At 71.8% G+C, this 24066-nt stretch carries 20 protein-coding genes; 3 read left to right on the forward strand and 17 right to left on the reverse strand.

Annotated elements, in window-relative coordinates; all coding sequences use genetic code 11:
• Positions 1-139: 139 nt before the first annotated feature.
• From AACH11_RS00775 to AACH11_RS00805, 7 genes are all read right to left on the reverse strand, one after another.
• Positions 140-892 (reverse strand): FadR/GntR family transcriptional regulator, encoded by a 753-nt coding sequence (locus tag AACH11_RS00775; RefSeq protein WP_341372630.1) that lies wholly within the window; start codon positions 890-892, stop codon positions 140-142.
• Between the two features lie 128 nt (positions 893-1020).
• The gene (locus AACH11_RS00780) at positions 1021-1410 is read right to left on the reverse strand and encodes a cupin domain-containing protein (RefSeq protein WP_341372283.1); all 390 of its coding nucleotides are present in this window, start codon (positions 1408-1410) and stop codon (positions 1021-1023) included.
• Between the two features lie 129 nt (positions 1411-1539).
• Positions 1540-2649 (reverse strand): ABC transporter ATP-binding protein, encoded by a 1110-nt coding sequence (locus tag AACH11_RS00785; protein ID WP_341372284.1) that lies wholly within the window; start codon positions 2647-2649, stop codon positions 1540-1542.
• A gap of 42 nt (positions 2650-2691) precedes the next feature.
• Positions 2692-3534, reverse strand: coding sequence for a carbohydrate ABC transporter permease (locus tag AACH11_RS00790; protein ID WP_341372285.1), 843 nt, complete (start codon positions 3532-3534; stop codon positions 2692-2694).
• Positions 3535-3544: 10 nt separating this feature from the next.
• Positions 3545-4387: a carbohydrate ABC transporter permease gene (locus AACH11_RS00795; RefSeq protein WP_341372631.1), complete on the reverse strand. Its 843-nt coding sequence runs from the start codon at positions 4385-4387 to the stop codon at positions 3545-3547.
• Between the two features lie 100 nt (positions 4388-4487).
• Positions 4488-5867, reverse strand: a complete 1380-nt coding sequence (locus AACH11_RS00800) for an ABC transporter substrate-binding protein (protein ID WP_341372286.1) — start codon at positions 5865-5867, stop codon at positions 4488-4490.
• Between the two features lie 95 nt (positions 5868-5962).
• Positions 5963-6985: a 2-hydroxyacid dehydrogenase gene (locus AACH11_RS00805; protein WP_341372287.1), complete on the reverse strand. Its 1023-nt coding sequence runs from the start codon at positions 6983-6985 to the stop codon at positions 5963-5965.
• Positions 6986-7092: 107 nt separating this feature from the next.
• Between AACH11_RS00805 and AACH11_RS00810 the strand changes: the two genes are divergently transcribed.
• Positions 7093-8850, forward strand: coding sequence for an IlvD/Edd family dehydratase (locus AACH11_RS00810; protein WP_341372288.1), 1758 nt, complete (start codon positions 7093-7095; stop codon positions 8848-8850).
• A gap of 39 nt (positions 8851-8889) precedes the next feature.
• Here the strand turns inward: AACH11_RS00810 and AACH11_RS00815 are convergent, their stop codons facing one another.
• The 5 genes from AACH11_RS00815 to AACH11_RS00835 form a co-directional block, all read right to left on the reverse strand.
• Positions 8890-9525, reverse strand: coding sequence for a histidine phosphatase family protein (locus AACH11_RS00815; RefSeq protein ID WP_341372289.1), 636 nt, complete (start codon positions 9523-9525; stop codon positions 8890-8892).
• A 4-nt stretch (positions 9526-9529) separates the two neighbouring features.
• Positions 9530-9853: a DUF1840 domain-containing protein gene (locus AACH11_RS00820; protein ID WP_341372290.1), complete on the reverse strand. Its 324-nt coding sequence runs from the start codon at positions 9851-9853 to the stop codon at positions 9530-9532.
• Between the two features lie 121 nt (positions 9854-9974).
• Entirely contained in the window at positions 9975-12116 is a 2142-nt protein-coding gene (locus AACH11_RS00825) for a putative bifunctional diguanylate cyclase/phosphodiesterase (RefSeq protein ID WP_341372291.1), read from the reverse strand.
• Positions 12117-12128: 12 nt separating this feature from the next.
• Positions 12129-13664 (reverse strand): cyclic di-GMP phosphodiesterase, encoded by a 1536-nt coding sequence (locus AACH11_RS00830; protein ID WP_341372292.1) that lies wholly within the window; start codon positions 13662-13664, stop codon positions 12129-12131.
• 196 nt (positions 13665-13860) lie between these two features.
• The gene (locus tag AACH11_RS00835) at positions 13861-14940 is read right to left on the reverse strand and encodes a helix-turn-helix domain-containing protein (protein WP_341372293.1); all 1080 of its coding nucleotides are present in this window, start codon (positions 14938-14940) and stop codon (positions 13861-13863) included.
• Between the two features lie 131 nt (positions 14941-15071).
• Here AACH11_RS00835 and pobA point away from each other — a divergent pair, with 131 nt between their 5' ends.
• Positions 15072-16268, forward strand: coding sequence for a 4-hydroxybenzoate 3-monooxygenase (gene pobA / locus AACH11_RS00840; RefSeq protein ID WP_341372294.1), 1197 nt, complete (start codon positions 15072-15074; stop codon positions 16266-16268).
• Between the two features lie 30 nt (positions 16269-16298).
• Here the strand turns inward: pobA and ruvB are convergent, their stop codons facing one another.
• The 5 genes from ruvB to AACH11_RS00865 all read right to left on the reverse strand — a co-directional run bounded on the left by ruvB (position 16299) and on the right by AACH11_RS00865 (position 21739).
• A complete protein-coding gene (gene ruvB, locus AACH11_RS00845) occupies positions 16299-17378 on the reverse strand; it encodes a Holliday junction branch migration DNA helicase RuvB (RefSeq protein ID WP_341372295.1) in 1080 nt (359 codons plus the stop codon).
• A 34-nt stretch (positions 17379-17412) separates the two neighbouring features.
• Complete coding sequence (ruvA, locus tag AACH11_RS00850; RefSeq protein ID WP_341372296.1) at positions 17413-17997, reverse strand: Holliday junction branch migration protein RuvA; 585 nt, start codon at positions 17995-17997, stop codon at positions 17413-17415.
• 46 nt (positions 17998-18043) lie between these two features.
• Positions 18044-19069, reverse strand: a complete 1026-nt coding sequence (locus AACH11_RS00855) for a GlxA family transcriptional regulator (RefSeq protein WP_341372297.1) — start codon at positions 19067-19069, stop codon at positions 18044-18046.
• Positions 19070-19199: 130 nt separating this feature from the next.
• A complete protein-coding gene (locus tag AACH11_RS00860; protein ID WP_341372298.1) occupies positions 19200-20279 on the reverse strand; it encodes a sensor histidine kinase in 1080 nt (359 codons plus the stop codon).
• 266 nt (positions 20280-20545) lie between these two features.
• Positions 20546-21739 (reverse strand): M20 aminoacylase family protein, encoded by a 1194-nt coding sequence (locus AACH11_RS00865; protein ID WP_341372299.1) that lies wholly within the window; start codon positions 21737-21739, stop codon positions 20546-20548.
• Between the two features lie 133 nt (positions 21740-21872).
• Between AACH11_RS00865 and AACH11_RS00870 the strand changes: the two genes are divergently transcribed.
• On the forward strand, positions 21873-24017 hold the full coding sequence (locus AACH11_RS00870) for a molybdopterin-containing oxidoreductase family protein (RefSeq protein WP_341372300.1): 2145 nt from the start codon (positions 21873-21875) through the stop codon (positions 24015-24017).
• The last annotated feature ends 49 nt before the right edge of the window (positions 24018-24066 follow it).

Below are 24066 nucleotides of genomic sequence, written 5' to 3' on the forward strand. Positions count from 1 at the left end.
GGGAGGAAGCGGGCGGGCGCCGCGGGCGCGGTGCGCCGGGCGTGTGGTGCACCGCCGCGGCGCCGGTGCGGACCGCGCGGTGGGGCGTGCGCACGAGCGGGCCCATCGCGCCGTGTGGTCCGCGGCCCCGTCCCGCGCCTCAGCGCGGCCGGTTGCCCTTGAGCACCGGCGCGGGCAGGGCCAGCGAGGGCAGCTTGCGGCGGCTGTTGAGCACGGTCTCGACGTCGAGCGCGGCACCGTCGATCAGCACCAGCGCGGCCTGCTCGGCCCGCACCGGATCCTGGGCGATGACGGCATCGAGCACCGCCCGGTGCAGCGGCAGCGAGCGCGCCGGGCCGTCGGGGCGCGAGGTGCTGATCTCGAAGCAGGTGCGCAGCAGGGCGCCGAGCGCCTTGCCCATCTGCTGCACCATGCGGTTGTGGCTGGCGGTCAGCAGGCCCTGGTGGAAGCGCAGGTCGGACGTCACGTAGTCGCCGCCGTCCTCGATCGCGCTGCGCATGCCGGCGTAGGCCGTCTCCAGGCCGGCGATGTCGTCGGCCGTCGCGCGCTGGGCGGCCAGCCGCACGGCGGCGGGCTCGACGATGCGGCGCAGCTCCTGCAGGTCGCGCACCAGATCGCGGGAGAGGCCCTGCTGGCTCTGCCAGCGCACCAGGTCCGGGTCGAACCAGTTCCAGTGCTCGGTCGACAGCACGCGGGTGCCGAGCTTGGGGCCGGTCACCAGCAGGCCCTTGGCCACCAGCGACTTCACCGCCTCGCGCACCACGGTGCGGCTGACGCCGAGCTCATGGCACAGCAGCGGTTCGGCCGGCAGCGTGCCACCCACCGCGTAGCGGCCGCCGATGATGGCCACGCCCAGCAGGTCCAGCGTGTGGCCCAGCACGTTGCGGATCAGCGGTGTGGCGATGGCCGACAGCGGTGCCGCACGGGCGGCCGCCAGCGCGGCGCCGGCCGTGGCGCGCTGGCTGCCCGGCGCCGGGACGTCATCCGGAGTGGGACTGACCATGGTGATCGCCGCCAGCGTCAGCCGCGCACGAACAGGGTGACCAGCGGCGCGTCGCCCACCTGGCGGCTCCAGTGCCCGTGCAGCGTGGGGTCGAAGCGGGCGCCGGCCGGCAGGGTGTCGGCCGAATGGAAGTGCTGGCCGGGGCCGAAGACGCGCGAGCTGCCGTCCTGCAGGCCGATCTCCATCTGGCCGGCCAGGATGAACACCCACTGCGGCTCGCCGGTGCAGTGGAACTCGCTGCGGAAGCCGACCGGGCTCTCGCGCAGCTGGTAGCCGCCGCTGGCCATCAGCGGCGAGAGCCGGGCCTGGGGCTTGCCTTCGGTCAGCGCGATCGGCTGTTCGCGCCAGCGCGCGCGGCCGTCGGTGTCGGTGTAGAGCTGGACCTGGGTGAAGCTGGGGGTCGTCATGATCGGCGGGCGGCGTCCGTCAGGGGCGCGGCAAGGGGGTTCAGGATGCCGGCGAGGGTATCAAGAAGCCGACCACGGGCCGGGTGGGCCGCCGGCCGGGCAGGGGCCTGGCGCGGCGCGCTGGGGGCATCAGTTCAGGCGTTGGCCGCTGCCGCTGTCGAACAGGTGGGTGCGCGGTGCGTCGATGGCCAGATGGACGACGTCACCCGGTTGGGCCTCGGTGCGGCCGTGCAGCACGACGGTCAGCTGCTGGCGGGCGCCGGCGTCACCGCCGGGCTCGCCGACCTCGACCAGCAGCTCGGTCTCGGCGCCGGTGGGCTCGACCACCACCACGCGCGCCGGGATGCCGCTGTCGGCCAGGGTCAGGTCGCTCGGCCGCACGCCGTAGTGCACGGCCTGGCCGGGCTGGCCCTGGCCGGCACCGGTCGCCGCCAGCGGCCACAGCGCACCGCAGGCCTCGACCACGTCGCGCATCGCGCCCGGGCCGTCGACCCGGCGCAGCGTGCCCGGCAGCACGTTCATCGCCGGCGAGCCGATGAACTGGGCGACGAACAGATTGCCCGGCCGGTCGAACAGCTCCAGCGGGGTGCCGATCTGCTCGATGATGCCGTCGTGCATGACGACGATGCGGTCGGCCATCGTCATCGCCTCGATCTGGTCGTGGGTGACGTAGACGGTGGTGGTCTTCAGCCGCTGGTGCAGGGCCTTGATCTCGGCGCGCATGGCCACGCGCAGCTTGGCGTCGAGGTTGGACAGCGGCTCGTCGAACAGGAAGACCTTGGGGTCGCGCACGATGGCACGGCCCATGGCCACGCGCTGGCGCTGGCCGCCCGAGAGCTCGCGTGGATAACGTTCGAGCAGATGGTCCAGGTTCAGGATCCTGGCCGCATGGGCCACGCGTTGGGCGGTCATCGCCGCCTCGGCCTTGCGCAGGCGCAGGCTGAAGCCCATGTTCTCGCGCACCGTCATGTGCGGGTAGAGCGCATAGCTCTGGAAGACCATCGCGATGTCGCGGTCCTTGCTCTCCAGGTCGTTGACGACGGTGTCGTCGATCGCGATCTCGCCGCCGGAGATCTCCTCCAGGCCGGCCAGCATGCGCAGCAGCGTGCTCTTGCCACAGCCCGACGGGCCGACGAGCACGACGAACTCGCCGTCACGGATGTCGAAGCCGACACCGTGCAGCACCTTGACCTTGCCACCGTAGGTCTTCTGGACGTTGCGGAACGAGACGGATGCCATGGAATGACTCTGCTGAAGCGTGAGCGGGGTGGGGACGGGCGTTCAGGACTTCACGGCGCCGGCGGTCAGGCCGGAGACCATGTAGCGCTTGAAGGTGTAGTAGATGGCCGCGGGCGGTGCGGCATAGACCAGGCCGGTGGCCATCAGCACCTCCCAGGGCGAATCGTCGGCGGCCAGGAAGTTGCCGAGCGCCACCGCCAGCGTGATGTCGGTCTCGGCCGACAGCAGCAGGAAGCCGTAGAGGTACTCGTTCCAGGCCAGCAGCAGAGCGTAGGTGCCGACCGCCACCAGGCTGGGCACCATCAGCGGCACGTAGACCAGACGGAACAGCTGCAGCGGGCTGGCGCCGTCGATGCGCGCGGCCTCGTCGAGCTCGAAGGGCAGCTTGTCGCTGGCCTGCTTGAGCACCCAGATGCAGTAGGGCGTGGCGATGGTGACCATCGCCAGGATCAGCGACCAGCGGTTGTTCAGCAGGCCGTAGGTGGCCATGGTCTTGTACATCGGCACGGCCAGGAAGGCGGCCGGGATGAAGTAGGTGAACAGCGCCAGGTTCATCACCGTGCGGCCGCCGCGCACCCGCAGCCGGCTGATCGCGAAGGCCGCGCAGGTGGCGACGAACAGCGTGATCGCGCCGACGGCCACCGCCACCATCAGCGAGTTGCCCATCTGCTGCCAGAAGTGGTTGAGGTAGTAGTGCTTCTGGCCGAAGACGGTGGCGAAGTTGTCCAGCGTCGGATGCGCCGGCCACAGATGGCCGCCGGTGGCGGTGTCGCGGGCACTGAACGCGAACACGGCCAGGTGGTAGATCGGCAGCAGGGTCCAGATCAGCACCGGGATGCCGACCAGCAGCAGCTGTGCTTCGCGGGTGACGGTCTTGAGCTTCATCGCGTGCCCCTCACTTCGACAGGCGTTTCATCATCACCCAGACCATCGGCAGCACCAGGGGCAGTGCGACGACGATGGTCGACATGGCCAGCTCGATCTGGTCGAGCCGCAGGTAGCGGATGCCGAGCGTGGCCAGCACGTGGGTCAGGTCGGCCGGGCCGCCACCGGTCAGCAGGTAGACGCTGTTGAAGTCGCCCAGGGTCCAGATCATCGAGAGCACCGTGCTGGTCACGTAGAGCCCGGCCATCGACGGCCAGGTGATGAAGCGGAACTTCTGCCAGCGGGTGGCGCCGTCCACGCTGGCCGCCTCGTAGTGCTCGGCCGGGATGGCCATGCGGCCGGCCAGCAGGATCAGCGTCCAGAACGGCAGCGACTTCCAGATGTGCATCAGCATCGAGAAGGTCAGGGCCAGCGTCGGATCGTTCAGCCAGTTCGGTCCGTCGAGGCCGGTCAGCTTGAAGTAGGTGGCGTTGATCACGCCCCACTCGGGGTTGAGCATGAAGCGCACGCTGAGGATCGTCGGGATCGACGGCACGGCCCACGGCAGGATGAACACCAGCGACAGCGCCTTGACCCACCAGCGCTGCTGCAGGAAGAAGCCCGAGAGGCCGAGGGCGACCAGCATCTTCAGGTTCACCGCCACGACGATGAACACCACGGTGTTGATCGCCGTGCGCAGGAAGATCGGGTCCTCGGCCAGCCGCACGTAGTTCTGCGGATCGCGCGCCAGCCACAGCCCGTAGCCCACCGGATACAGCACGAAGACGAGGAAGAACAGCAGATAGGGCAGCAGCAGCATCCGGCCCCAGAACTGCCAGGGGCTCAGCCCCTGGCGTCGTGGCGGGGCCTTCAGGCCGGGACTGTCCTCGGAGGGCGCGGGGGTGCGCAGGGCGTGGCTCACGTTCACGGCTCGCTCGTCTTGCGGGGCTGGGGCTGGGGCCGGGCGCCGATGCTCAGGAGCCCGCGACCGTCTTGATGCGGGCGATCATCTCGTCGACCGCCTTGTCCACCGGCACCTTCTCGTTGAGGATGCGGTTCATCGCCTTGGCCCAGACGTTCTCGTTGTTGAGCACCGTGAACTTGAAGTTCTTGGTGAACTCGAACGGCACGGTGCCGGACTTGAACTGGTTGTAGACCGTGGTGCGGTGCGGATCGGCCTTCCAGAACGGGCGCTCCTGCGCGCTCTTGAGCACCGGGAACCAGCGGCCCTGCGAGCCCTCCACGTACGGCGTCAGGTTGGACTCGTCGAGCATGAAGGTGACGAACTTCTTCGCCATGTCCTTGTTCTTCGCGTCCTTGAAGATCACGCCCGTCTTGACCGCCGCGCGGTAGACCATCTTGCTGCCGTCGGGCTTGGCCGGGAAGGCGGCGGTGGCGATGTTCTCGCCGTAGTTCTTCTTGGCGGTGGCGCGCTGCTCCTCGGTCAGCGTGGCATTGGTGCTGTCGTCGAGCCACTTGGCGGCGATCGAGATCGTCGCGTTGTGCGTCAGCAGGATGGTCTTGTTGTGGAAGGCGACGTTGTTGTCCGGGTCCTTCCAGCTGGTGGCCGACGGCGGCGTGCAGCTCTTGGCGTAGACCGAGGTGTAGTCGGTCATCGCGTTGATCAGGCCCTGGCGCACGGCCGGGTCATCGACCAGCAGCTTGCCCGAGTCGTTGACCAGCTTGACGTTGTGCGCGTCCATGAAGGTCAGGAACGAGTAGAACGAGTCGCTCGAATCCACGCCCATCGGGAAGCCCGTGGCGTAGCCGCGCTTGCCGCTCTTCTGGCGGTAGGCCGGCTGCACCTTCTCGCACCAGAAGCTCCAGTAGCCCTTCCAGTCGGTGGGGATGTCGCTGTCCTTGAAACCCGCCTCGGCCAGCATGTCCTTCCAGTACTGGATGTGCATGGTCTGCTGCTTGATCGGGAACGCGAAGTAGGCGCGCTTGCCGGTCGCGTTGTTCAGCAGGAAGGTGGTGGCCAGCGCGTTGGGTTCGAACTTCGCGCGGATCGGATCGATGATGCCGGTGACGTCCTCGAGCTTGCCGTCGAAGGCCCACTTGGCGGTGACCTGGAAGTCGTAGACGTCGCCGTAGGCCACGTCGGGCGGGTTGCCGGCATCGAGCGCGGCGACCGACTTCGGGATGATCTCCTGCGGGGCGTACAGCGACAACTCGACCTTGACGCCCTTGTTCTTCTCCTCGAACTTCTTGATGGCGGCGAACAGCGCGTCGTCCTCGCCCTTGTAGTAGCCCTTGTTCCACCACACGGTCAGGCTCTGCTGGGCCCAGACGGGCGCCGAGGCGGCCAGGCCGGTACCGATGAGCAGGCCGGCGATCCAGGGTTTGACGTTCATCGCTTGTCTCCAGTCGGGCATGCCGCGGCTTTGGCGGCGGGTTGTCTTACGTCTTATCGTATGACCGGTTACCGGTCTCACCTTGCGTGCTTTCCCTAGACGGCCCGGGGTGCGGCCTCAGGGTTTGCCGCAGCGGGGTCCCGGCATTCGGGAACCGGGCTGGGCAGGACCTGACCGGCGAAGTGCGCGGCCAGATTGGCCAGCGTCAGGTCGGCCATCGCCTGGCGGGTGTCCTGGGTCGCGCTGCCGATGTGCGGGCTGAGCACGACCTGCGGCAGTGCGCGCAGGCGCTCGGGCACGTTCGGCTCGTCGGCGAACACGTCGAGGCCGGCGGCCGGGATCACGCCGTGCTCCAGCGCGTCGATCAGTGCCGCCTCGTCGACCACCGAGCCGCGCGCGACGTTGATCAGGATGCCGCCCGCCGCCGAACTGCGGCCGAGCGCGGCCAGCACGCGGGCATCGACCAGATGCCGCGTCGCCGCACCGCCGGGCGTGATCACCACCAGCAGATCGCTGCGCGCGGCCAGTGCGGCGGCATCGGCCTCGAAGTCCCAGGGCAGTTCGGCGCGGCGTGAACGCGCGTGGTAGGCCACCGTCATGCCGAAGGCCTGCGCGCGCTGCGCGATGGCCTGGCCGATGCGGCCGATGCCCAGCAGGCCCAGGCGTGAGCCGCTCAGTTTGCGGGCCAGGGGCATCGGGCCGTCGGCGGCCCAGCGGCCCGATCGCACATGGGCGTCGGCCTGCGGGATGCGGCGCGTGGTGGCCAGCATCAGGGCCAGAGCCAGATCGGCCACGTCGTCGTTGAGCACGTCGGGCGTGTGGGTGACGGTGATGCCGCGTGCGCGGGCCGCGGCGACGTCGATGCCGTCGTAGCCGACGCCCATCACCGAGATGATCTCGAGCGCGGGCAGGCGGGCGATCAGCGCCGCGTCGACCCGCGACTCGCCCGAGGCCGAGATCGCGCGGATGTGCGGTGCGACGGCGTCGAAGGCGGCTGCGTCGGCCTGCAGGTGCAGCCGGTCATGGACACGGAAGTGACGCTGCAACTGAGGGGCGAGCAGCGGGGAGGTGGCGTTGACCGCCAGCAGGTCGATCGGGCCGTTCGGCGCGTCGGTCATGGGGAATCTCCTGAGGTCCGGACGGGCGCCAGGGGCTGTTGGCGTCAATCGTCATACCATAATATGCAGGCCATCAAGACCGCCCCGCAACCGGGAAAGCCAGCACGATGAGCGACCACGACACCCCGCAGCCGGACGACGACGCCGGCATTCCCCGTCCGCTGCGCAGCCAGCAGTGGTTCGGCCGCCAGGACCGCGACGGCTTTGCCTACCGCAGCTGGGTCAAGGGCAAGGGTGTGCCGCACGACCAGTTCGACGGCCGCCCGGTGATCGGCATCTGCAACACCTTCAGCGAGCTCACGCCCTGCAACTCGCACTTCAGGACGCTGGCCGAGCAGGTGAAGATCGGCGTCTACGAAGCCGGCGGCTTCCCGCTGGAATTCCCGGTGATGTCGCTCGGCGAGACGCTGCTGCGGCCCACCGCGATGCTCTACCGCAACCTCGCCAGCATGGACGTCGAGGAAAGCATCCGCGGCAACCCGATCGACGGCGTGGTGCTGCTGATGGGCTGTGACAAGACCACGCCCAGCCTGCTGATGGGCGCGGGCAGCGCCGGCCTGCCGACCATCGGCGTGTCGGGCGGGCCGATGCTCAACGGCAAGTGGCGTGGCCAGGAGCTGGGCTCGGGCACCGGCGTGTGGAGCATGAGCGAGCAGGTGCGCGCCGGCACGCTCAAGCTGCAGGACTTCTTCGAGGCCGAGAGCTGCATGCACCGCAGCCACGGCCACTGCATGACGATGGGCACGGCCAGCACCATGGCCAGCATGGTCGAGGCGCTCGGCATCGGCCTGCCCGGCAATGCGGCCTACCCGGCGGTCGACGGCCGGCGCAACGTGCTGGCGCGCAACGCCGGGCGCCGCATCGTGCAGATGGTCAAGGACGACCAGACCATCTCCAAGGTGCTCACGCGCGAGGCCTTCGAGAACGCGATCCGCACGCTGGCGGCCATCGGCGGCTCGACCAATGCGGTGATCCACCTGATCGCCATCGCCGGCCGGCTCGGCATCGATCTGACGATCGACGACTTCGAGCGCCTGGGCAGCGAGATGCCCTGCATCGTCAACCTGCAGCCCTCGGGCCAGCACCTGATGGAGGACTTCTGCTACGCCGGCGGCCTGCCGGTGGTGATGAAGGAGATCGCCGCCACGCTGCACCTGGACCACGTGACGGTCAGCGGCCAGACGGTGCGCGAGAACATCGCCGATGCGCAGAACTTCGACCCGCGCGTGATCAAGACCGTGGCCGAGCCGTTCAAGGACAAGGCCGGCATCGCCATCCTGCGCGGCAATCTGGCGCCGCGCGGCGCGGTGATCAAGCCGAGCGCGGCCACGCCCGCGCTGCTGACGCACACCGGCCGCGCGGTGGTGTTCGAGGACTCGGACGACTTCCACCGCCGCATCGACGACGAGGCGCTCGATGTCGACGAGACCTGCATCCTGGTGCTGAAGAACTGCGGCCCCAAGGGCTATCCCGGCATGGCCGAGGTCGGCAACATGCCGCTGCCGCCGAAGGTGCTGCGCAAGGGCATCACCGACATGGTCCGCATCAGCGATGCGCGGATGAGCGGCACCGCCTACGGCACCGTCGTGCTGCACACCGCGCCTGAAGCCGCCGCCGGCGGCCCGCTGGCGGTGGTGCGCAACGGCGACACCATCACGCTGGACGTGCCGAACCGGTCGCTCCACCTGCACGTCAGCGAGGCCGAGCTGGCGGCCCGGCTGGCCGACTGGCAGGCGCCCGAACCGCCGCTGAAGTCCGGCTACTGGAAGCTCTACGTCGACCACGTGCTGCAGGCCGACCAGGGCTGCGACCTGGACTTCCTGGTCGGCCAGCGCGGGGCCTTCGTGCCCAAGGACAACCACTGACGGGGCGCGCGGCCGGCCGGGCCCGGCCCGGCCGCCGCCTCAGAGCTCGTCGCGCGCCAGCCCGTCGATGTGCTGGGTGTCGTTCCAGCCGACCAGCGTGAAGCCGTCGGCCGTGTGCAGCAGGCGGTTGATCGCGCAGTTGCCCAGCTGCCAGGTGCGCGGCGCATCCAGCGGTGCCCGGGTCGCGGCGCGGTACAGGCAGTCCAGCACGCCGCCGTGGCAGACGATGGCGATGCTGCGGCCGGCGTGCGCGCGGGCGATGCGCTCGGCCGCGGCCACGCAGCGGGCGCTGAAGTCCGGGATGCTTTCGCCGCCCTCGGGCGTGTAGCTCAGGTCGCGGCCCATCCAGCGGCGGGCGATGTCGGGCCAGTGCGTCTCGATGTCACTGCGGGTGTGGCCCTCCAGCGTGCCGAAGCAGCGCTCGCGCAGCCCGGCCTCGGGCTGCACGTCCAGGCCCAGCGGGCCGGCCAGCGCCAGCGCGGTGTCCCAGGCGCGCTGCAGATCGCTGCTGATGATCTGCTCGATGCCCTCGTCGCGCAGGGCGGCGGCCAGCTGCGCGGCCTGCCGGCGGCCGAGCGCGTTCAGCGGGATGTCGCGGTGGCCCTGCAGACGCTGCTCGGCGTTCCAGGGCGTCTCGCCATGGCGGATGGCGACGATGCGGGTGACGTCGGCCATGGCCTCAGACCCCCCAGACGACCGGCACGTCCGCGCGCTGCGCCTGGCGCAGCAGCTCGATCATCGGCCACAGCCGGGTGCGGGCGGTGATGTCGGGCCGCGGCGGCGGCTCGCGCCCTTCGGCCAGGGCCTGCGCCTGGGCCTCGGCGCGGCGCGCCTCGTCGTCGGCGATCGCGGCCTCCAGCGCCTGGATCAGCGCCGGCAGGTGGGCCGCCTCGAAGATGCCGCGCGGCGCGGGCTCGCGCCCCATCGCGCGCAGCATCGCGTCACCGTGCGGGCCCAGCATGATGAGGTCGGCGGCGACCTCGCTCTTGAACTTGTAGATCATCGCGGCAGGGGCGGTACGGCAGTCCGCCCGGGTTCGGTGGGGCCGCGCGGAGGGACGGCGGCCGTGGGCCGATTGTGCGATGGCCGGCGGCACGGCGGCTGTCGGACGCCGCCGCGCGGGCTCAGGCCGGGCCGCCCGGGCGCACCAGCGTCAACCGGGGCCGGGGGGCCGGACCGGTCGCCTCGGGCGGGTTCACCAGCCGTTGCTCGAAGCTGGGCACGTCCAGCGCCGGCGCGCACAGGAAGCCCTGGAACTCGTCGCAGCCGATGTCCTGCAGGAAGCGGCGCTGCACCTCGTTCTCGACCCCTTCGGCGATCACCGTCAGCTCCATCGTGCGGGCCAGCTGCACGATGGCGCGCACGATGGCCGCGTCGCTCTCGTCCTGCGGCAGGGCGCGCACGAAGCTGCGGTCGATCTTCAGCCGCCGCAGCGGCATGCGCTTGAGGTAGGACAGGCTGGAGTAGCCGGTGCCGAAATCGTCGATCGCCAGCCGCACGCCCATGGCCGAGAGCTGCGCCAGCCGGCCCAGCGTCTCATCCCCGTCCTGCAGCAGGGACTCGGTCAGTTCCAGCTCCAGCAGCTCGCCCGCCAGCCCGTGCTCGGCCAGCGTGTCGGCCACCCGCTGCACGAACTCGGCCTGCTGGAACTGCAGCGCCGAGACATTGACCGAGACCGGCATCTGCAGGCCGCGCTGCTGCCACTGTGCGGCCTGCCAGACGGCCTGGCGCAGCACCCAGTCGCCGAGCGCGATGATGAAGCCGCTGGCCTCGGCCACCGGGATGAACTGGGCCGGCGAGACCTCGCCCAGCTCCGGATCGCGCCAGCGCAGCAGCGCCTCGGCGCCGACGATGCGGCCGCTGACCAGATCGACCTGCGGCTGGTAGTGCAGGCGGAAGCGCTGCTGGGCCAGGCCCTGGCGCATCGCGTGGTCCATCCGCATCTGGTGGCGGCGGTCGCCGGCACCGTCCTCGGGCTGGTGCAGCCGGTAGCACTCGCGGCCGCTGAGCTTGGCGCGCCGCATCGCGGCCTCGGCCTGGGCCAGCAGCACGTCGCCTTCGCCCGCATCCACCGGATAGAGCGCGACGCCGATGCTGGCCGTCAGCGTGAACGGCAGGTCCTCGACGCAGTGCGGCTGGCCGACGGCCTGCAGCACGCGGCGGGCGGTGGTCTCGGCGGCGCTCTGGTCGGCCTCGCGCAGCAGCAGCGCGAACTGGTCGCCGCCCAGTCGCGCGACCAGGTCCTGGTGGCGCACGCAGCCGCGCAGGCGCTCGGCCGTCTCCTGCAGCAGCTGGTCGCCGACGCTGGCGCCCAGGCCGTCGTTGACGTGCTGGAAGTGGTCCAGGTCGAGCACCAGCACCGCCAGCGGCTGGTGCTGGGTGCGCGCGCGCTGCAGCGCCAGCGCCAGCGCCTGCCCCAGACCATGGCGGTTGGGCAGCCCGGTCAGCGGATCGCTGCTGGCGAGCTGCTCGATGCGGTGTGTGGCGCGCACCAGCTCGGTCCGGTCCCGGAAGGCCCAGACGCGGCCGCAGGGGCGGCCCTGCACCAGCAGCGGCTGGCTGACGCGCTCGAGCACCCGGCCCGAGCGCAGCGTGATCTGGTCGGTGGAGCCCATCAGGGCGGCCTGGCCGATGGTCTGCAGCCGGCGGGCGTAGAGCTCGGGCTCCTCGACGGCCAGGCGCAGGTGCTCGTGCACGGCGGCATCCTGCCGCCGGCTCAACAGCTCGGACGGCAGCCCCCAGATCAGCGCGAAACGGTGGTTGAAGCTGCGGATCGCGCCCTGGCCGTCGGTGACCAGGATGCCGTCGGCGGTCGATTCCAGCGTGGCCTGCAGTTCGGCCAGCGTGCGCTGCTGCTCGTCCTGCACCGCGCGCTCGGTGCTGCGGTCCTGCAGCTGGACCAGCCAGCAGGCCGGCAGATCGGGCGTCGCGCCCAGGCGGTGGATGCGGCGGCTGACGTGGCGGCGCGCGCCCGCGGCATCCCCCAGCACGGTTTCGCTGTGCAGCGGGCCGTCGTCACCGGCGCGCACGCCCAGCCAGAAGGCCGTGTCCTCGGGCGTCGGGATCAGCTGCTCGACCGGCAGCCGGGCCAGCGTGGCCTCGTCCAGGCCGAGCAGCGTGCAGGCGGCCGCGTTGGCCGCGCACAGGTGCAGCGCATGACCATCGATCAGCCAGGCCGGCTCGCCGATCCACTCCAGCATGCGGCGGGCCGGATGGTCGGCCGCCAGACGCGGCGGCGGCGTGCTGAGGGCGGGAGTCTGCGTCATCGCGGCGTCCCGTCAGGCGGCAGCCCGGTGGTCACCGGGCTGCGGCGCCGGCCGCTGGCCCGGCTCGAAGAAATAGACCATCCGCGGTCGCGGCGACAGCCAGTCGCGCACCGCCGCGGGCAGGGCGGCCGGCTTGAGGCTGCGGCGGATCGTCAGACCGTTCGGCTCGCGGTCGAGGTCGACGATCAGCGCGTCATCGGGCGAGCGGTCGAGCTCGCACACCAGCACCGAGGGCTTGAGGGGGCGGCTGGCGTTGACGCTGATCACGCTGGCGTAGCGCTCGTCGCTGAGCTGCACGCAGCTGCCGGGCGGGTAGACGCCCATCATGCGGATGAAGGCGCTCAGCAGCGCCGCATCGAACTGGTTGCGGCACTGCGAGAACATCAGCGACAGCGCCTCGTGCGGCGTGATGGCCAGCGCGGGCCGCGCCGGGTTGCACAGCCGGTCGTAGCGGTCGACGATGGCCACGATGCGTGCCAGCGGATGGATCTGCGGGCCGCGCATGTGCTGCGGAAAGCCGCTGCCGTCGTCGAGCTCGTGGTGCTGGGTCAGGATCTGCAGGGCGTCCTCGTCCAGTCCCATGCGTCGGCCCAGCACCAGGCCATGGGCCACGTGATCGCGGTAGAGCGCCAGTTCGGCCGGATGGCTCAGGCACTCGGCGGCATGGGCGCGTTCGGGCAACTCCAGCTTGCCGATGTCGTGCAGCAGCGCGGCGCGACCCAGACACTGCAGCTGCGCGGGTGACAGCTGCTGGGCGCGGCCCAGCAGCATGGCCACCAGCGAGACATTGAGTGCATGGGCGGCGGCCGGGTCGTCATGGCCTTGCGCCAGCACGCGCACGCTGACCTCCCCTTCGGCCAGCAGCTGGCTCAGCAGGTCGTCGGTCAGGCGGGTGCAGGTCTGCAGCGCCTGCTCGGGGGCGTCGAGCAGGGTGCGCAGGGCATTCGCGCAGGCGTCGCCGGCCTCGGTGTAGCGCTGCTGGCAGCGCTGCAGGGCCTCGCGCTGGCTCTGCAGGGCGCGCTCGTGGGCGGAGGCCGGGGCCGTTGCCGGGCGGTCCGCCGGCTGGGCGGCCGGGGGCGGCGTGGTGGCCGCGGCGGCGTGCGTGGCGGCGTTCGAGGGGGGGCGGGTGCCGGACAGCGGCGGCGGCGAGGGCCAGGCGATCACCGTCGCCCCGGCGGGGGCGGGGGTGGAGGTGGGCGCGGCGGCCGTCGGCGCGTCGGATCCGACCGGCGAGGCGGGTGTGGGCGTGGACGTGGGCGTGGCGGCCGGAGCCGGCATCGGCTCGGCTGCCGGGCCCTGCACGGCTGCCGGTGGCGGCGCAGCCGTGGCGTCGTGCGGCGTGGCCGCGTCCTCGCCCACGGCGTCGGCCGGCACGCTGCGCTCCGGGCTCCAGCGCACGCGCGCCAGGCCCAGCCCGCGGATGGTCTCGATCTGGTCCGCACTCTGGATCTGGAAGCTCGAGCGTGCGAAGGGGTGCGCCCACCAGCCCAGATCGAGGTGGACGAACATCCCCACCTGCAGCTCATCGATGTTGATCGTTGCCGACATGGCGCCCTGTGCAATGCATGTGGCGGGCCCCAAAGGCCCCCCGTTGGGCAGGGTTTCGGCAGCCGCGGGCGGGACTTGACCGTGGCGTCAGGTCCGCCCCGCCGGTGATCCCGGGTGCCGCGCGCCGGGCGTGACCTCGGTCACGCCGGTGTTCGGCCGTGGCGGGCGCAGGGGCGCCGTGGCGGCCGCGGGGCGCTCAGCGCCGGCGCAGCGCGCGCCACGCCGATGGCGTCATCCCGCAGCCGCGGACGAAGAAACGGCTGAAATAGCCGGCATCGCCGAAGCCCAGGCCGTGGGCGATCTGCTGGATCGTGAGCTGGGTGTAGGCCAGATCGCGCTGGGCCTCCAGCAGCAGCCGGCGGTGCACCTCGTCGAGCGCGCCATGGCCCAGCACGGCGCGGCAGACCCGGTTGAGCTGGGTCGGCGTGATGGCCAGCGCCGCGGCGTAGTCGCTCAGCGGCGGTTGTTCGCGGAAGCGGGCTTCGATCAGTGCTCGGAAGCGGGCGACGTGGCGGCGGGCGCGGTCGCCGGTGGCAGCCGGACCCGGGGCCGCCGTGGCGGTGGCGGGCGTCGCGGACAGGGCCTGCGGTGCGGACAGGGCCTGCGGTGCGGACAGGGCCTGCGGCGTGGGCATGGCCTGCGGCGGCGTGACCTCGGCCCGCCCCAGGCCGATCAGCAGACGCAGCAGGGCGGCGTCCAGCGCCGCTTCGCGCCAGGGGGCGGGCGGGGCCAGGAACTCGTCGCGCAGCGCACGGGCCGCCCGCGCCGCCATCGCGTGGCCGCCATCGTCCGCCGCGCCGCGGTTGTCGGCGGAGCCGGTGCTGTCGGCCGGTCCCGGTGCCTGTGATCTCGTGTCTGCCGCGCCGGCCTGCAGCAGCCCCGGCGTGGCCAGTCGCGCGCCCAGCCCGCCCAGCGGCTCGACCAGGCGCTCCAGATGGCTGCGCAGCACCGTCAGCACGCAGCCGTCGATGCCGGGCTCGAACTGGAAGCCATGCACCACCGGTGGCGGCACCCACAGCAGGGCCGGCCCGGCCAGCGGCCAGAGCGCGCCGTCGACCTGGGCCCGGCCCTGGCCGGATTCGATGTACAGAATTTGAAACAGCGTCGCGTGGCGATGGGGCCGGATCTCCCAGGCGTGCAACTGACTGCGGGCGGCGATGCTCTCGCAGTGCAGCCAGTCCACACCCAGGCCACCGCCGGTCTCGCCATAGAGCGCATAGGTCGGCAGGCCGCCGTCGTCACGGATCGGGCCCTGGGGTTTGCGAGAGGTCGCCATGTTCGAATTGTTCAAGACCTGGGCGTCTGCGTCCATTGGCGGGCGGGGCGGCGGTCCCTAGGCTTGCGGCCTTGTCATCGATCAAACCGCGCCGGCCTGCGCTGCCGTCGCCCGCACCGGAGACCCCGCCCATGTCCACCGTCACCCACCGCACCCAGGTCGCCATCATCGGCGCCGGTCCGTCCGGCCTGCTGCTGGGGCAGTTGCTGGCCCGGTCCGGCATCGACAACGTCGTGCTGGAGCAGCGCAGCCCCGACTACGTGCTCGGCCGCATCCGCGCCGGCGTGCTCGAACAGACCGCCGTCGATCTGCTGGCCGAGGCCGGCGTGTCCCGGCGCATGCATGCCGAAGGCCTGCCGCACGACGGCGTGGTGCTGTGCTTCGACGGCCAGCTGCACCGCATCGACCTGCACGCGCTGACCGGCAAGCGGGTGATGGTCTACGGCCAGACCGAGGTCACGCGCGACCTGATGGACGCCCGCGGCGCCAGCGGCCAGACCACCGTCTACGAGGCGGCCGACGTCGCCATCCACGACTGGTCGCTCGACGGCGCGCCGCGCGTGACCTGGACGGCCGGCGGCCAGTCCCACGAGCTGCACGCCGACTTCATCGCCGGCTGCGACGGCTTCCACGGCGTGTGCCGCGCCAGCGTGCCCCAGGACGCGATCACGCTCAACGAGAAGGTCTACCCCTTCGGCTGGCTGGGCCTGCTCAGCGACACGCCGCCGGTGCACGAGGAGCTGATCTACGTCCACCACGAGCGCGGCTTCGCGCTGTGCAGCCAGCGCAGCCGCACGCGCAGCCGCTACTACGTGCAGTGCAGCCTGCAGGACAAGGTCGAGGACTGGTCGGACGAGGCCTTCTGGGCCGAGCTCAAGCGCCGCCTGCCGGCCTCGGTGGCGGCCGATCTGGTGACCGGACCGTCGCTGGAGAAGTCGATCGCGCCGCTGCGCAGCTTCGTCGCCGAGCCGCTGCGCTTCGGCCGCCTGTTCCTGGCCGGAGACGCCGGCCACATCGTGCCGCCGACCGGCGCCAAGGGCCTGAACTTGGCCGCCAGCGACGTCGGCTACCTGTGGCAGGGCCTGGTCGAGCACTACCGCGGCGCCTCGATGGCCGGGCTGGACGCCTACAGCCAGCGCGCGCTGGCCCGCATCTGGAAGGCCGAGCGCTTCAGCTGGTGGATGACCTCGCTGATGCACCGGTTTCCGGAGACCGGCGTCACCGGCCCCTTCGGCGAGCGCATGCAGCAGGCCGAGCTGGCCTATCTGTTCGAGTCGAAGGCGGCGCAGACGGTGCTGGCCGAGAACTACGTCGGCCTGCCGATGTGAGGGCCGCGGGCGCCGGGCGACCGGCCGCCGTCAGACGCCGTCGAACAGCGGCCCGGCGCCGCTGCCGGACCCCGCACCGGTCGGCGGCGTCAGCCCCAGGTGGCGCCAGGCGGCCTGGGTCGCGATGCGCCCGCGCGGCGTGCGCTGCAGATAGCCCTGCTGGATCAGGTAGGGCTCGATCACGTCCTCGATCGTGCCCGGCTCCTCGCCGATGGCGGCGGCCACGTTGTCCAGGCCCACCGGGCCGCCGTCGAAGCGGTGCACCACGGCCTCCAGGAACTTGCGGTCCATCAGGTCGAAGCCCTCGGGGTCGACATCCAGCATCTTCAGCGCCGCATCGGCGATCTTGCGCGTGATGATGCCGTCGCCCTTGACCTCGGCATAGTCGCGCACCCGGCGCAGCAGGCGGTTGGCGATGCGCGGCGTGCCGCGGCTGCGGCGGGCGATCTCGAAGGCCCCTTCACCGCGGATCGGCACGTTCAGCAGCCCGGCCGAGCGCTCGACGATGGTGCCGAGTTCGGCCGGCGTGTAGAACTCCAGCCGCGCCACGATGCCGAAGCGGTCACGCAGCGGGTTGGTCAGCATGCCGGCGCGCGTGGTGGCACCCACCAGCGTGAAGGGCTGCAGGTCCAGCTTGATGCTGCGCGCCGCCGGCCCCTCGCCGATCATGATGTCGATCTGGTAGTCCTCCAGCGCCGGGTAGAGGATTTCCTCGACCAGCGGGCTGAGCCGGTGGATCTCGTCGATGAACAGCACGTCGTTCTTCTCGAGATTGGTCAGCAGCGCGGCCAGATCCTTGGGCTTTTCCAGCACCGGGCCGGAGGTCTGGCGCAGGTTGACGCCGAGCTCGGCGGCGACGATGTGGCTCAGCGTGGTCTTGCCCAGGCCCGGCGGGCCGAACAGCAGCACGTGATCCAGCGCCTCCTGGCGCTTGCGGGCGGCGCCGATGAAGATCTCCAGCTGCTCGCGCGCCTTGGCTTGGCCGATGTATTCCTGCAGCGCCTTGGGCCGCAGGGCGCGCTCCAGCGCCTCCTCCTGGGTCGACTGCGGCGCGGTGGCCACCAGGCGCGGGGAGGGGGGAGCGGCGAAGTCGTCGGTCTGGATGCCCATACAGCGTATTGTCCATCCGCCGGCGGGCGGATGCTCAGCGCGACAGGGCCTTGAGCGCGGCCTTGATGCCGTCGGACACGCCGATGTCCGGTGGCAGGGCCTTGAGCGCGGTGGCCGCTTCCTTCTCGTTGTAGCCCAGCGCCAGCAGGGCCTGCACGATGTCGGTCTGGGCCTCGTGGGTGATCGCGGCGGCGCCACCGCCCGGTCCGGCGATGTCCTCGGCCAGCTTGCCCTTGAGCTCCAGCAGCAGGCGCTCGGCCGTCTTCTTGCCGATGCCCGGCACCTTGACCAGGCGGCTGACCTGCTGCTGGGCCACGGCCTGGGCCAGTTCGGTCACGCTCAGGCCCGACAGGATGGCCAGCGCCATGCGCGGGCCGATGCCGCTGATCTTGACCAGTTCGCGGAAGGTGGTGCGTTCTTCCGGCGTCAGGAAGCCGTAGAGCAGCTGCGCGTCCTCGCGCACGACGAAGTGCGTCAGCAGGGTGACCCGCTCGCCGAGCGCCGGCAGGTTGTAGAAGCTGGACATGGGCACGTCGACTTCGTAGCCCACGCCGTTCACGTCGAGAAGCACCTGGGGCGGCGTCTTGGCCGCCAGGGTGCCGGTCAGTCGTCCGATCATGCGGCGCAGTGTACGGGGCGCCGACCGCCGCGCCGGAGGGCGGGCGTCAGTCGTCCTGATCGAGGTCGGCGGTTTCCCGCTGGGCCGCTTCCTCGGCCATGATCTGGGCGCGTTCGGCCCGCTCCGCGCGCTGGCGCGCCCGTCGCCACTGGCGGTCGGAGGCGAAGCCGGCCAGCAGCGCGGCCTGCTGGGCGCTGGCGCCACGGGCCAGCGCCTGGCGCGCCAGGGTGACGCGCACGTGTTCGACCCAGGCGCGTGGCGACAGCCCGGTGTGCTGGCGGAACAGGCGTGTCAGATGGCGGGTGGTCACGTCGGCCACCTCGGCCAGGGCCTCCACCGGCCAGTCGCGGGTCGGCGCCAGACTGACCGCGTCCTGCACGCGCTGCAGCGCCCCGTGCAGGTGGTCGCGGTACTGCAGCAGCGGCGAGCGCTGCGGGGCATCGGCGCTGCGGCGTGCGGCCATGACCAGCTGGTGGGCGATGCGGGCCGCCAGCGCATCCCCGTTGACGCCACCGATCAGGTGCAGCATCAGATCGAGGCTGGCGCAACTGCCGGCACAGCTGGCCAGCGGTCCATCCTCGACCCACAGCCGGTTCGGCACGGGCTGGGCCGTCGGCACGGCCTGCTGCAGCGCGTCGACCGCCGATGGGTGGGTGGTGCACCGGCGACCGTCGACCAGGCCGGCGGCCGCGGCCAGGTCGATGCCCTCGCCGATGGTCAGCAGGCGGTGTGCGCCGTCGGCTTCACGCAGGGCCGGACCGACGACGCGCGCCAGCCAGTCCCGTGTCGCGGCCCAGGCCGCATCGGCCGGCCGCGTCGGCGCCGGGCCGGCATGGCTGCCGAGCACGATCCAGGTCGGCCGTGCGAGGGTCTCGGGCAGCGGGGCCAGGCCGCTGCAGTACAGGCCTTCGGCCGTCAGGGCCGAGGCCTGCGGGCCGACGTGCCGGATGGCGAAAGCGCCTGGCTCCCCCTGCTGCAGCGAGGCCGTGTTGGCCCGACGCAGGGCCTCGGCCGCGCTGGCCAGGTCCATCAAGGGGGTGTCAGGGAGGACGATGAACAGCACGTCGACCATGTTCGGCTGGCAGATGTCGTTGGAGTGGGGCCCGAAACCGCCGGCAGGAGCGGCGGGTCTTCGGTCGGGGCAGGCGAGAGGCGGCACACAGGCGCGTCTGGCAGGGGGCGGATCCCTGGCGAGGTCCGGGTCAGGCCACGGCGGTCTCCGCGCCAGGCCGGTCCGGGCAAGGCGGTCGCACCGGGCCGGTGGCCGCCTGCAGGGGCAGCCGGACGATGAATTCGCTGCCGGCGCCCGGGCTGCTGACCAGGTCGAGCCGGCCGCCCATCGCCTGGACCAGCTGGCGCGTGATCGCCAGCCCGAGGCCGGCGCCCTGGCGCTGTCCGACGGCGGCCGAACCTTGCTGGTAGGGATCGAAGATGCGGGCCTGCTCGTCGGGGGTGATGCCCGGGCCCTGGTCGGCCACGTGCAGGGTCAGCGCGTGACCGTCCCAGCGGGCTTCGACACGGACTTCGCCGGCCGGTGTGAACTTCAGTGCGTTGTGGCCCAGATTGGCGAGTACCTGCGCGACGCGCGTGCCGTCCATGGTCAGCCGCAGATCGGCCGGCCAGCGGGTCTGCTCGCGCAGCACCAGGCCCCTCAATCCGGCGTCCAGGCGCAGCGGTGCCAGGGCCTGTGACCACCAGGTGGACAGCGGCGTCGGCCGCAGCTGCAGGTGCAGTCGTCCGTGCGCCGCACCGGCGTGGTCCAGCGTGGACTCCAGCAGCTGCTGCAGCTGGCGAGCGGCCTGCTGCATGGTCCGCAGCAGCTCCTGCTGCAGGTCGGCGGGCTGGTCGCCGTCGCGCAGGACCCCCAGTCCGGCGCCCAGTGCCGCGACGGTGCCGCGCAGTTCGTGGCCCAGAAAGCCGATGAAGCGGTCGCGGGCCTGCAGCGCCTGCTCGGCCTCCTGCCGGCGGCGGCTTTCCTCGCGCAGTGCGCTGCCCAGGCGGCGGGTGCTGGCCCACAGGCCCAGCAGGATGGCCAGCAGGGACAGCAGCACGGGCAACAGCCAGAGGCCGGCGCCGCCCAGCGGCGCGGCGAAGGCCGCGGCATGGGGCAGCCCGTCGACCGTCGGCCGGTCCAGGGTGGCGGAGGCGCTCAACACATGCGCCAGCGCCGGGTCGTGGCTCCAGGCCGCGAGCGCGGACGCGACGATCGCACGGCCGTATCGCCGCCCTGCAGAGGCAGGACGACGGCAGCGGATCAGCGTGTGATCGAGGAGTCGGGGCATGGCGGCGGGCGGAGTCGGCCCTGCCATCGCGCCCATCGACATGGACGCACAAGCCTGTGCAGAAGCCGTGCCGTCAGGTTAGCAGTCCGCTTTCCCGGGCCCCGCGACTGAAGGGCGTCCGTCCTCTCGCGGTGCGCGCTGTCGTGATCTACGCACGGAAATCAAGAAACCCGGCGCCGGTTTTCAGGTGGCTTGCACGCAACGAATTGTGATAACCGCCGAAGTCAATCCTTGCTTTTAGGGGGTGATGGCCGGGTGCTGCCGGGTCATCCCCGAGGTGCCAGCCACGCCCGGGCGAGGTCGATCCAGGCCCGCGCGCCGACCGGGATCAGCGCGTCGTTGAAGTCGTAGCTGGGGTTGTGCAGCATGCAGGGGCCCAGGCCGTGGCCGGCGCTGCGGTGGTCGCCTTCGCCGTTGCCGATCATGAAATAGCAGCCCGGCACCTGCTGCAGGTAGAAGCTGAAGTCCTCGGCGCCCATCGTCGGCTCGAAGTCGATGACCTGGTCGGCGCCGAAGGTGTCGGCCAGCACGCGGCGGGCGAAGGCGGTCTCGGCCTCGTGGTTGATCGTCGGCGGGTAGTTGCGCGAGAACGCGAACTCGACCTGGCAGCCGTAGGCGGCGGCCAGCTGCCGCGTCATCTCGCCCATGCGCTGCTCGATCAGGTCCAGCACCTCGGTGCGGAAGGTGCGCACCGTGCCCTGGATCTCGCAGCGGTCGGGGATCACGTTGGTGGCCTCGCCGGTGTGGATCATCGTCACCGAGATCACGCCGGTGTCGATCGGTTTGACATTGCGCGAGACGATGGTCTGGAAGCCCTGCACCAGGGCGCAGGCGGCCGGCACCGGATCGATGCCCAGGTGCGGCATCGCGCCATGCGCGCCCTTGCCGACCAGCGTGATCAGGAACTCGTTGCTGCTGGCGTAGCAGGGGCCGGGCTTGAGCGCGAACTGGCCGGCACGCAGGCCCGGCCAGTTGTGCGCGCCGAAGATGGCCTCGACCGGGAAGCGCTCGAACAGGCCGTCCTTCATTATCTCGCGGGCGCCGCCGCCGCCTTCCTCGGCCGGCTGGAACACCAGCACCACGCGGCCGTCGAAGTCGCGCGTGGTCGACAGATGGCGGGCGGCGGCCAGCAGCATCGCCGTGTGGCCGTCGTGGCCGCAGGCGTGCATGCGGCCCGGATGCCGGCTGGCATGGGCGAAGGTGTTGCGCTCGGTGATCGGCAGCGCGTCGAAGTCGGCCCGCAGCGCGACGCCGCGCGGGCTGCTGCCGCCCTGGATCACGCCGACCACGCCGGTGCGGCCCAGGCCGCGGTGCACCTCGATGCCCCAGTCCTGCAGCGTGCGGGCGATCAGCGCCGAGGTGCGGTGCTCCTCGAAGCACAGTTCGGGGTGGGCGTGCAGGTCGCGGCGCAGCGCGGTGATCTCGGCGACATCGGCCAGGATGGGGTCGTGCGGGGGCATCGTCAGGTCTCCAGGCGGCCGGCCTCGGCTCCGGGCGTGGCGCCGGGCGACTCGTGGACCAGTGTAGCGGCGGCCCCTGTCGCGGCGGCGCGTGCCGGGCGTGACCCTGTGGTCGCTGTGCCATCATCCGGCCATGAGCGTCGCCACCGCATCCTCCCCGCTCGTGCCTGCCGAGCACATCGTCCGCGGCGCCTGTCCGCACGACTGCCCCGATACCTGCGCACTGCGCGTGACCGTGCGCGACGGTGTCGCGGTCAAGGTCGGTGGCGACCCCGATCACCCGCCGACCCACGGCGCGCTGTGCACCAAGGTATCGCGTTATCCAGAGCGCACCTACCACCCGGAGCGCGTGCTCACGCCGCTGCGCCGCGTCGGCCGCAAGGGCGAGGGCCGCTTCGAGCCGATCAGCTGGGAGGCCGCGCTCGCCGAGATCGCGCAGCGCCTGCAGGCCATCGCCGCGCGCGATCCGCAGGCCATCCTGCCCTACAGCTATGCCGGCACCATGGGCCTGCTGCAGGGCGAGGCGATGGCCGGGCGTTTCTTTCACCGGCTGGGCGCCAGCTTGCTCGACCGCAGCATCTGCGCCAACGCCGGAGGTGAGGCGCTGGCCGGCACCTACGGCGCCAAGATCGGCATGCACCTGGAGCACTTCGCCGAGGCGAAGCTGATCCTGATCTGGGGCAGCAACTCGATCGCCAGCAACCTGCATTTCTGGACCTTCGCCCAGCAGGCCAAGCGCGCCGGGGCGAAGCTGGTGTGCATCGATCCGCGGCGCAGCGAGACGGCCGAGAAGTGCCATGAGCACCTCGCCCTGCGCCCTGGCACCGACGGCGCGCTGGCGCTGGCGCTGATGCACGAGCTGATCGGCCACGAGCTGCTCGATGCCGACTACATCGCGCGTCATGTGGCGGGCTTCGATGCATTGCGCGCCGAGGCCCTGCAGTGGCCGCCCGAGCGGGCGGCGGCCGTCTGCGGCCTGCCGGCCGAGGTCATCCGCGCGCTGGCGCAGGACTACGGCCGCAGCCCGGCGGCCGCCATCCGCCTGAACTACGGCATGCAGCGCGTGCACGGCGGTGGCAATGCGGTGCGCCTGATCGCGCTGCTGCCCTGTCTGACCGGCGCCTGGCGCCGCCGCGGTGGCGGCCTGCTGCTGTCGGCCTCGGGCTGGGGGCGGCCGCACGTGGCGCCGGATCTGCAGCGCCCCGGTCTGCTGGCCGGCCGCCAGCCGCGGACCCTCAACATGAGCACCATCGGCGACGACCTGCTGCACGAAGGCTCGCCCGCCTTCGGGCCGCGGGTCGAGGCCGTCATCGTCTACAACAGCAACCCGGTGGCGGTGGCGCCGGACTCCGCCCGCGTGGCCGCCGGCTTCGCGCGCGAGGACCTCTACACCGTCGTGCTGGAGCACTTCCTGACCGACACCGCCGACCATGCGGACATCGTGCTGCCGGCCACCACCCAGCTCGAACACCGCGACATCGTGCTGTCCTACGGCCACACCTGGGTGATGGCCAACGCACCGGCCATCGCGCCGCTGGGCGAGGCGCGGCCCAACACGCGGATCTTCCGCGACCTGGCGCGTGCGATGGGCTACGACGAGCCCTGCTTCGCCGACGATGACGAGACCCTGGCCCGCCAGGCCCTGCCCGGGCTGGACCAGGATGCGCTCTGGCGCCAGGGCTGGTTGCGCCTGCCGGTGCCCGAACAGCCGCTGGCCGACGGCGGCTTTCCGACGCCGGACGGCAAGGCCCGGGTGCTGGGGCCGGGCGATGCCTGGGGCGTGCCCACCCACGTGCCGCCGCACGAGAGCGCCGATTCGGCGCCCGCGCTGGCGGCCCGTTATCCGCTGGCCATGATCTCGCCGCCGGCACGCCACTTCCTGAACTCCAGCTTCGTCAACGTCAAGAGCCTGCGCAGCATCGAGGGCGAACCGGTGCTGGAGATGCATCCGGACGATGCGGCCGCCCGCGGCATCGTCGATGGCGCGCGGGTGCGCGTGTGGAACGACCGCGGCGTCCACCGCTGCAAGGCCGTGGTCGGTCCGCGCGCGCGGCCGGGCGTGGTCAACGGTCTGGGCATCTGGTGGCGCAAGTTCGCCGCCGACGGTACCAACGTCAACCAGCTGACCAGCCAGAAGCTGACCGACATCGGCCGCGGCGCGACCTTCTACGACTGCCTGGTCGAGGTCGCGGCCGAGGCCGGGGACGAGCCGGCGGATGCCGCCGCTCCCGGCCATGCCACCCGCGCAGCGGCCACCGGCGCCTTGCAGCCGGACTGAGGTGATGGTCGGCGTCTCGGGCCGGGCGCATCCGTGGGTGCCACGGTGG

The organism is Pseudaquabacterium rugosum, from assembly GCF_038066575.1.
Taxonomy (GTDB): domain Bacteria; phylum Pseudomonadota; class Gammaproteobacteria; order Burkholderiales; family Burkholderiaceae_C; genus Pseudaquabacterium; species Pseudaquabacterium rugosum.

Coding starts and splice junctions, on each gene's coding strand:
- AACH11_RS00780 (WP_341372283.1), bottom strand. CDS start 1,410: ATGACGACCCCCAGCTTCACCCAGGTCCAGCTCTACACCGACACCGAC.
- AACH11_RS00785 (WP_341372284.1), bottom strand. CDS start 2,649: ATGGCATCCGTCTCGTTCCGCAACGTCCAGAAGACCTACGGTGGCAAG.
- AACH11_RS00790 (WP_341372285.1), bottom strand. CDS start 3,534: ATGAAGCTCAAGACCGTCACCCGCGAAGCACAGCTGCTGCTGGTCGGC.
- AACH11_RS00800 (WP_341372286.1), bottom strand. CDS start 5,867: ATGAACGTCAAACCCTGGATCGCCGGCCTGCTCATCGGTACCGGCCTG.
- AACH11_RS00805 (WP_341372287.1), bottom strand. CDS start 6,985: ATGACCGACGCGCCGAACGGCCCGATCGACCTGCTGGCGGTCAACGCC.
- AACH11_RS00810 (WP_341372288.1), top strand. CDS start 7,093: ATGAGCGACCACGACACCCCGCAGCCGGACGACGACGCCGGCATTCCC.
- AACH11_RS00815 (WP_341372289.1), bottom strand. CDS start 9,525: ATGGCCGACGTCACCCGCATCGTCGCCATCCGCCATGGCGAGACGCCC.
- AACH11_RS00820 (WP_341372290.1), bottom strand. CDS start 9,853: ATGATCTACAAGTTCAAGAGCGAGGTCGCCGCCGACCTCATCATGCTG.
- AACH11_RS00825 (WP_341372291.1), bottom strand. CDS start 12,116: ATGACGCAGACTCCCGCCCTCAGCACGCCGCCGCCGCGTCTGGCGGCC.
- AACH11_RS00830 (WP_341372292.1), bottom strand. CDS start 13,664: ATGTCGGCAACGATCAACATCGATGAGCTGCAGGTGGGGATGTTCGTC.
- AACH11_RS00835 (WP_341372293.1), bottom strand. CDS start 14,940: ATGGCGACCTCTCGCAAACCCCAGGGCCCGATCCGTGACGACGGCGGC.
- pobA (WP_341372294.1), top strand. CDS start 15,072: ATGTCCACCGTCACCCACCGCACCCAGGTCGCCATCATCGGCGCCGGT.
- ruvB (WP_341372295.1), bottom strand. CDS start 17,378: ATGGGCATCCAGACCGACGACTTCGCCGCTCCCCCCTCCCCGCGCCTG.
- ruvA (WP_341372296.1), bottom strand. CDS start 17,997: ATGATCGGACGACTGACCGGCACCCTGGCGGCCAAGACGCCGCCCCAG.
- AACH11_RS00855 (WP_341372297.1), bottom strand. CDS start 19,069: ATGGTCGACGTGCTGTTCATCGTCCTCCCTGACACCCCCTTGATGGAC.
- AACH11_RS00860 (WP_341372298.1), bottom strand. CDS start 20,279: ATGCCCCGACTCCTCGATCACACGCTGATCCGCTGCCGTCGTCCTGCC.
- AACH11_RS00865 (WP_341372299.1), bottom strand. CDS start 21,739: ATGCCCCCGCACGACCCCATCCTGGCCGATGTCGCCGAGATCACCGCG.
- AACH11_RS00870 (WP_341372300.1), top strand. CDS start 21,873: ATGAGCGTCGCCACCGCATCCTCCCCGCTCGTGCCTGCCGAGCACATC.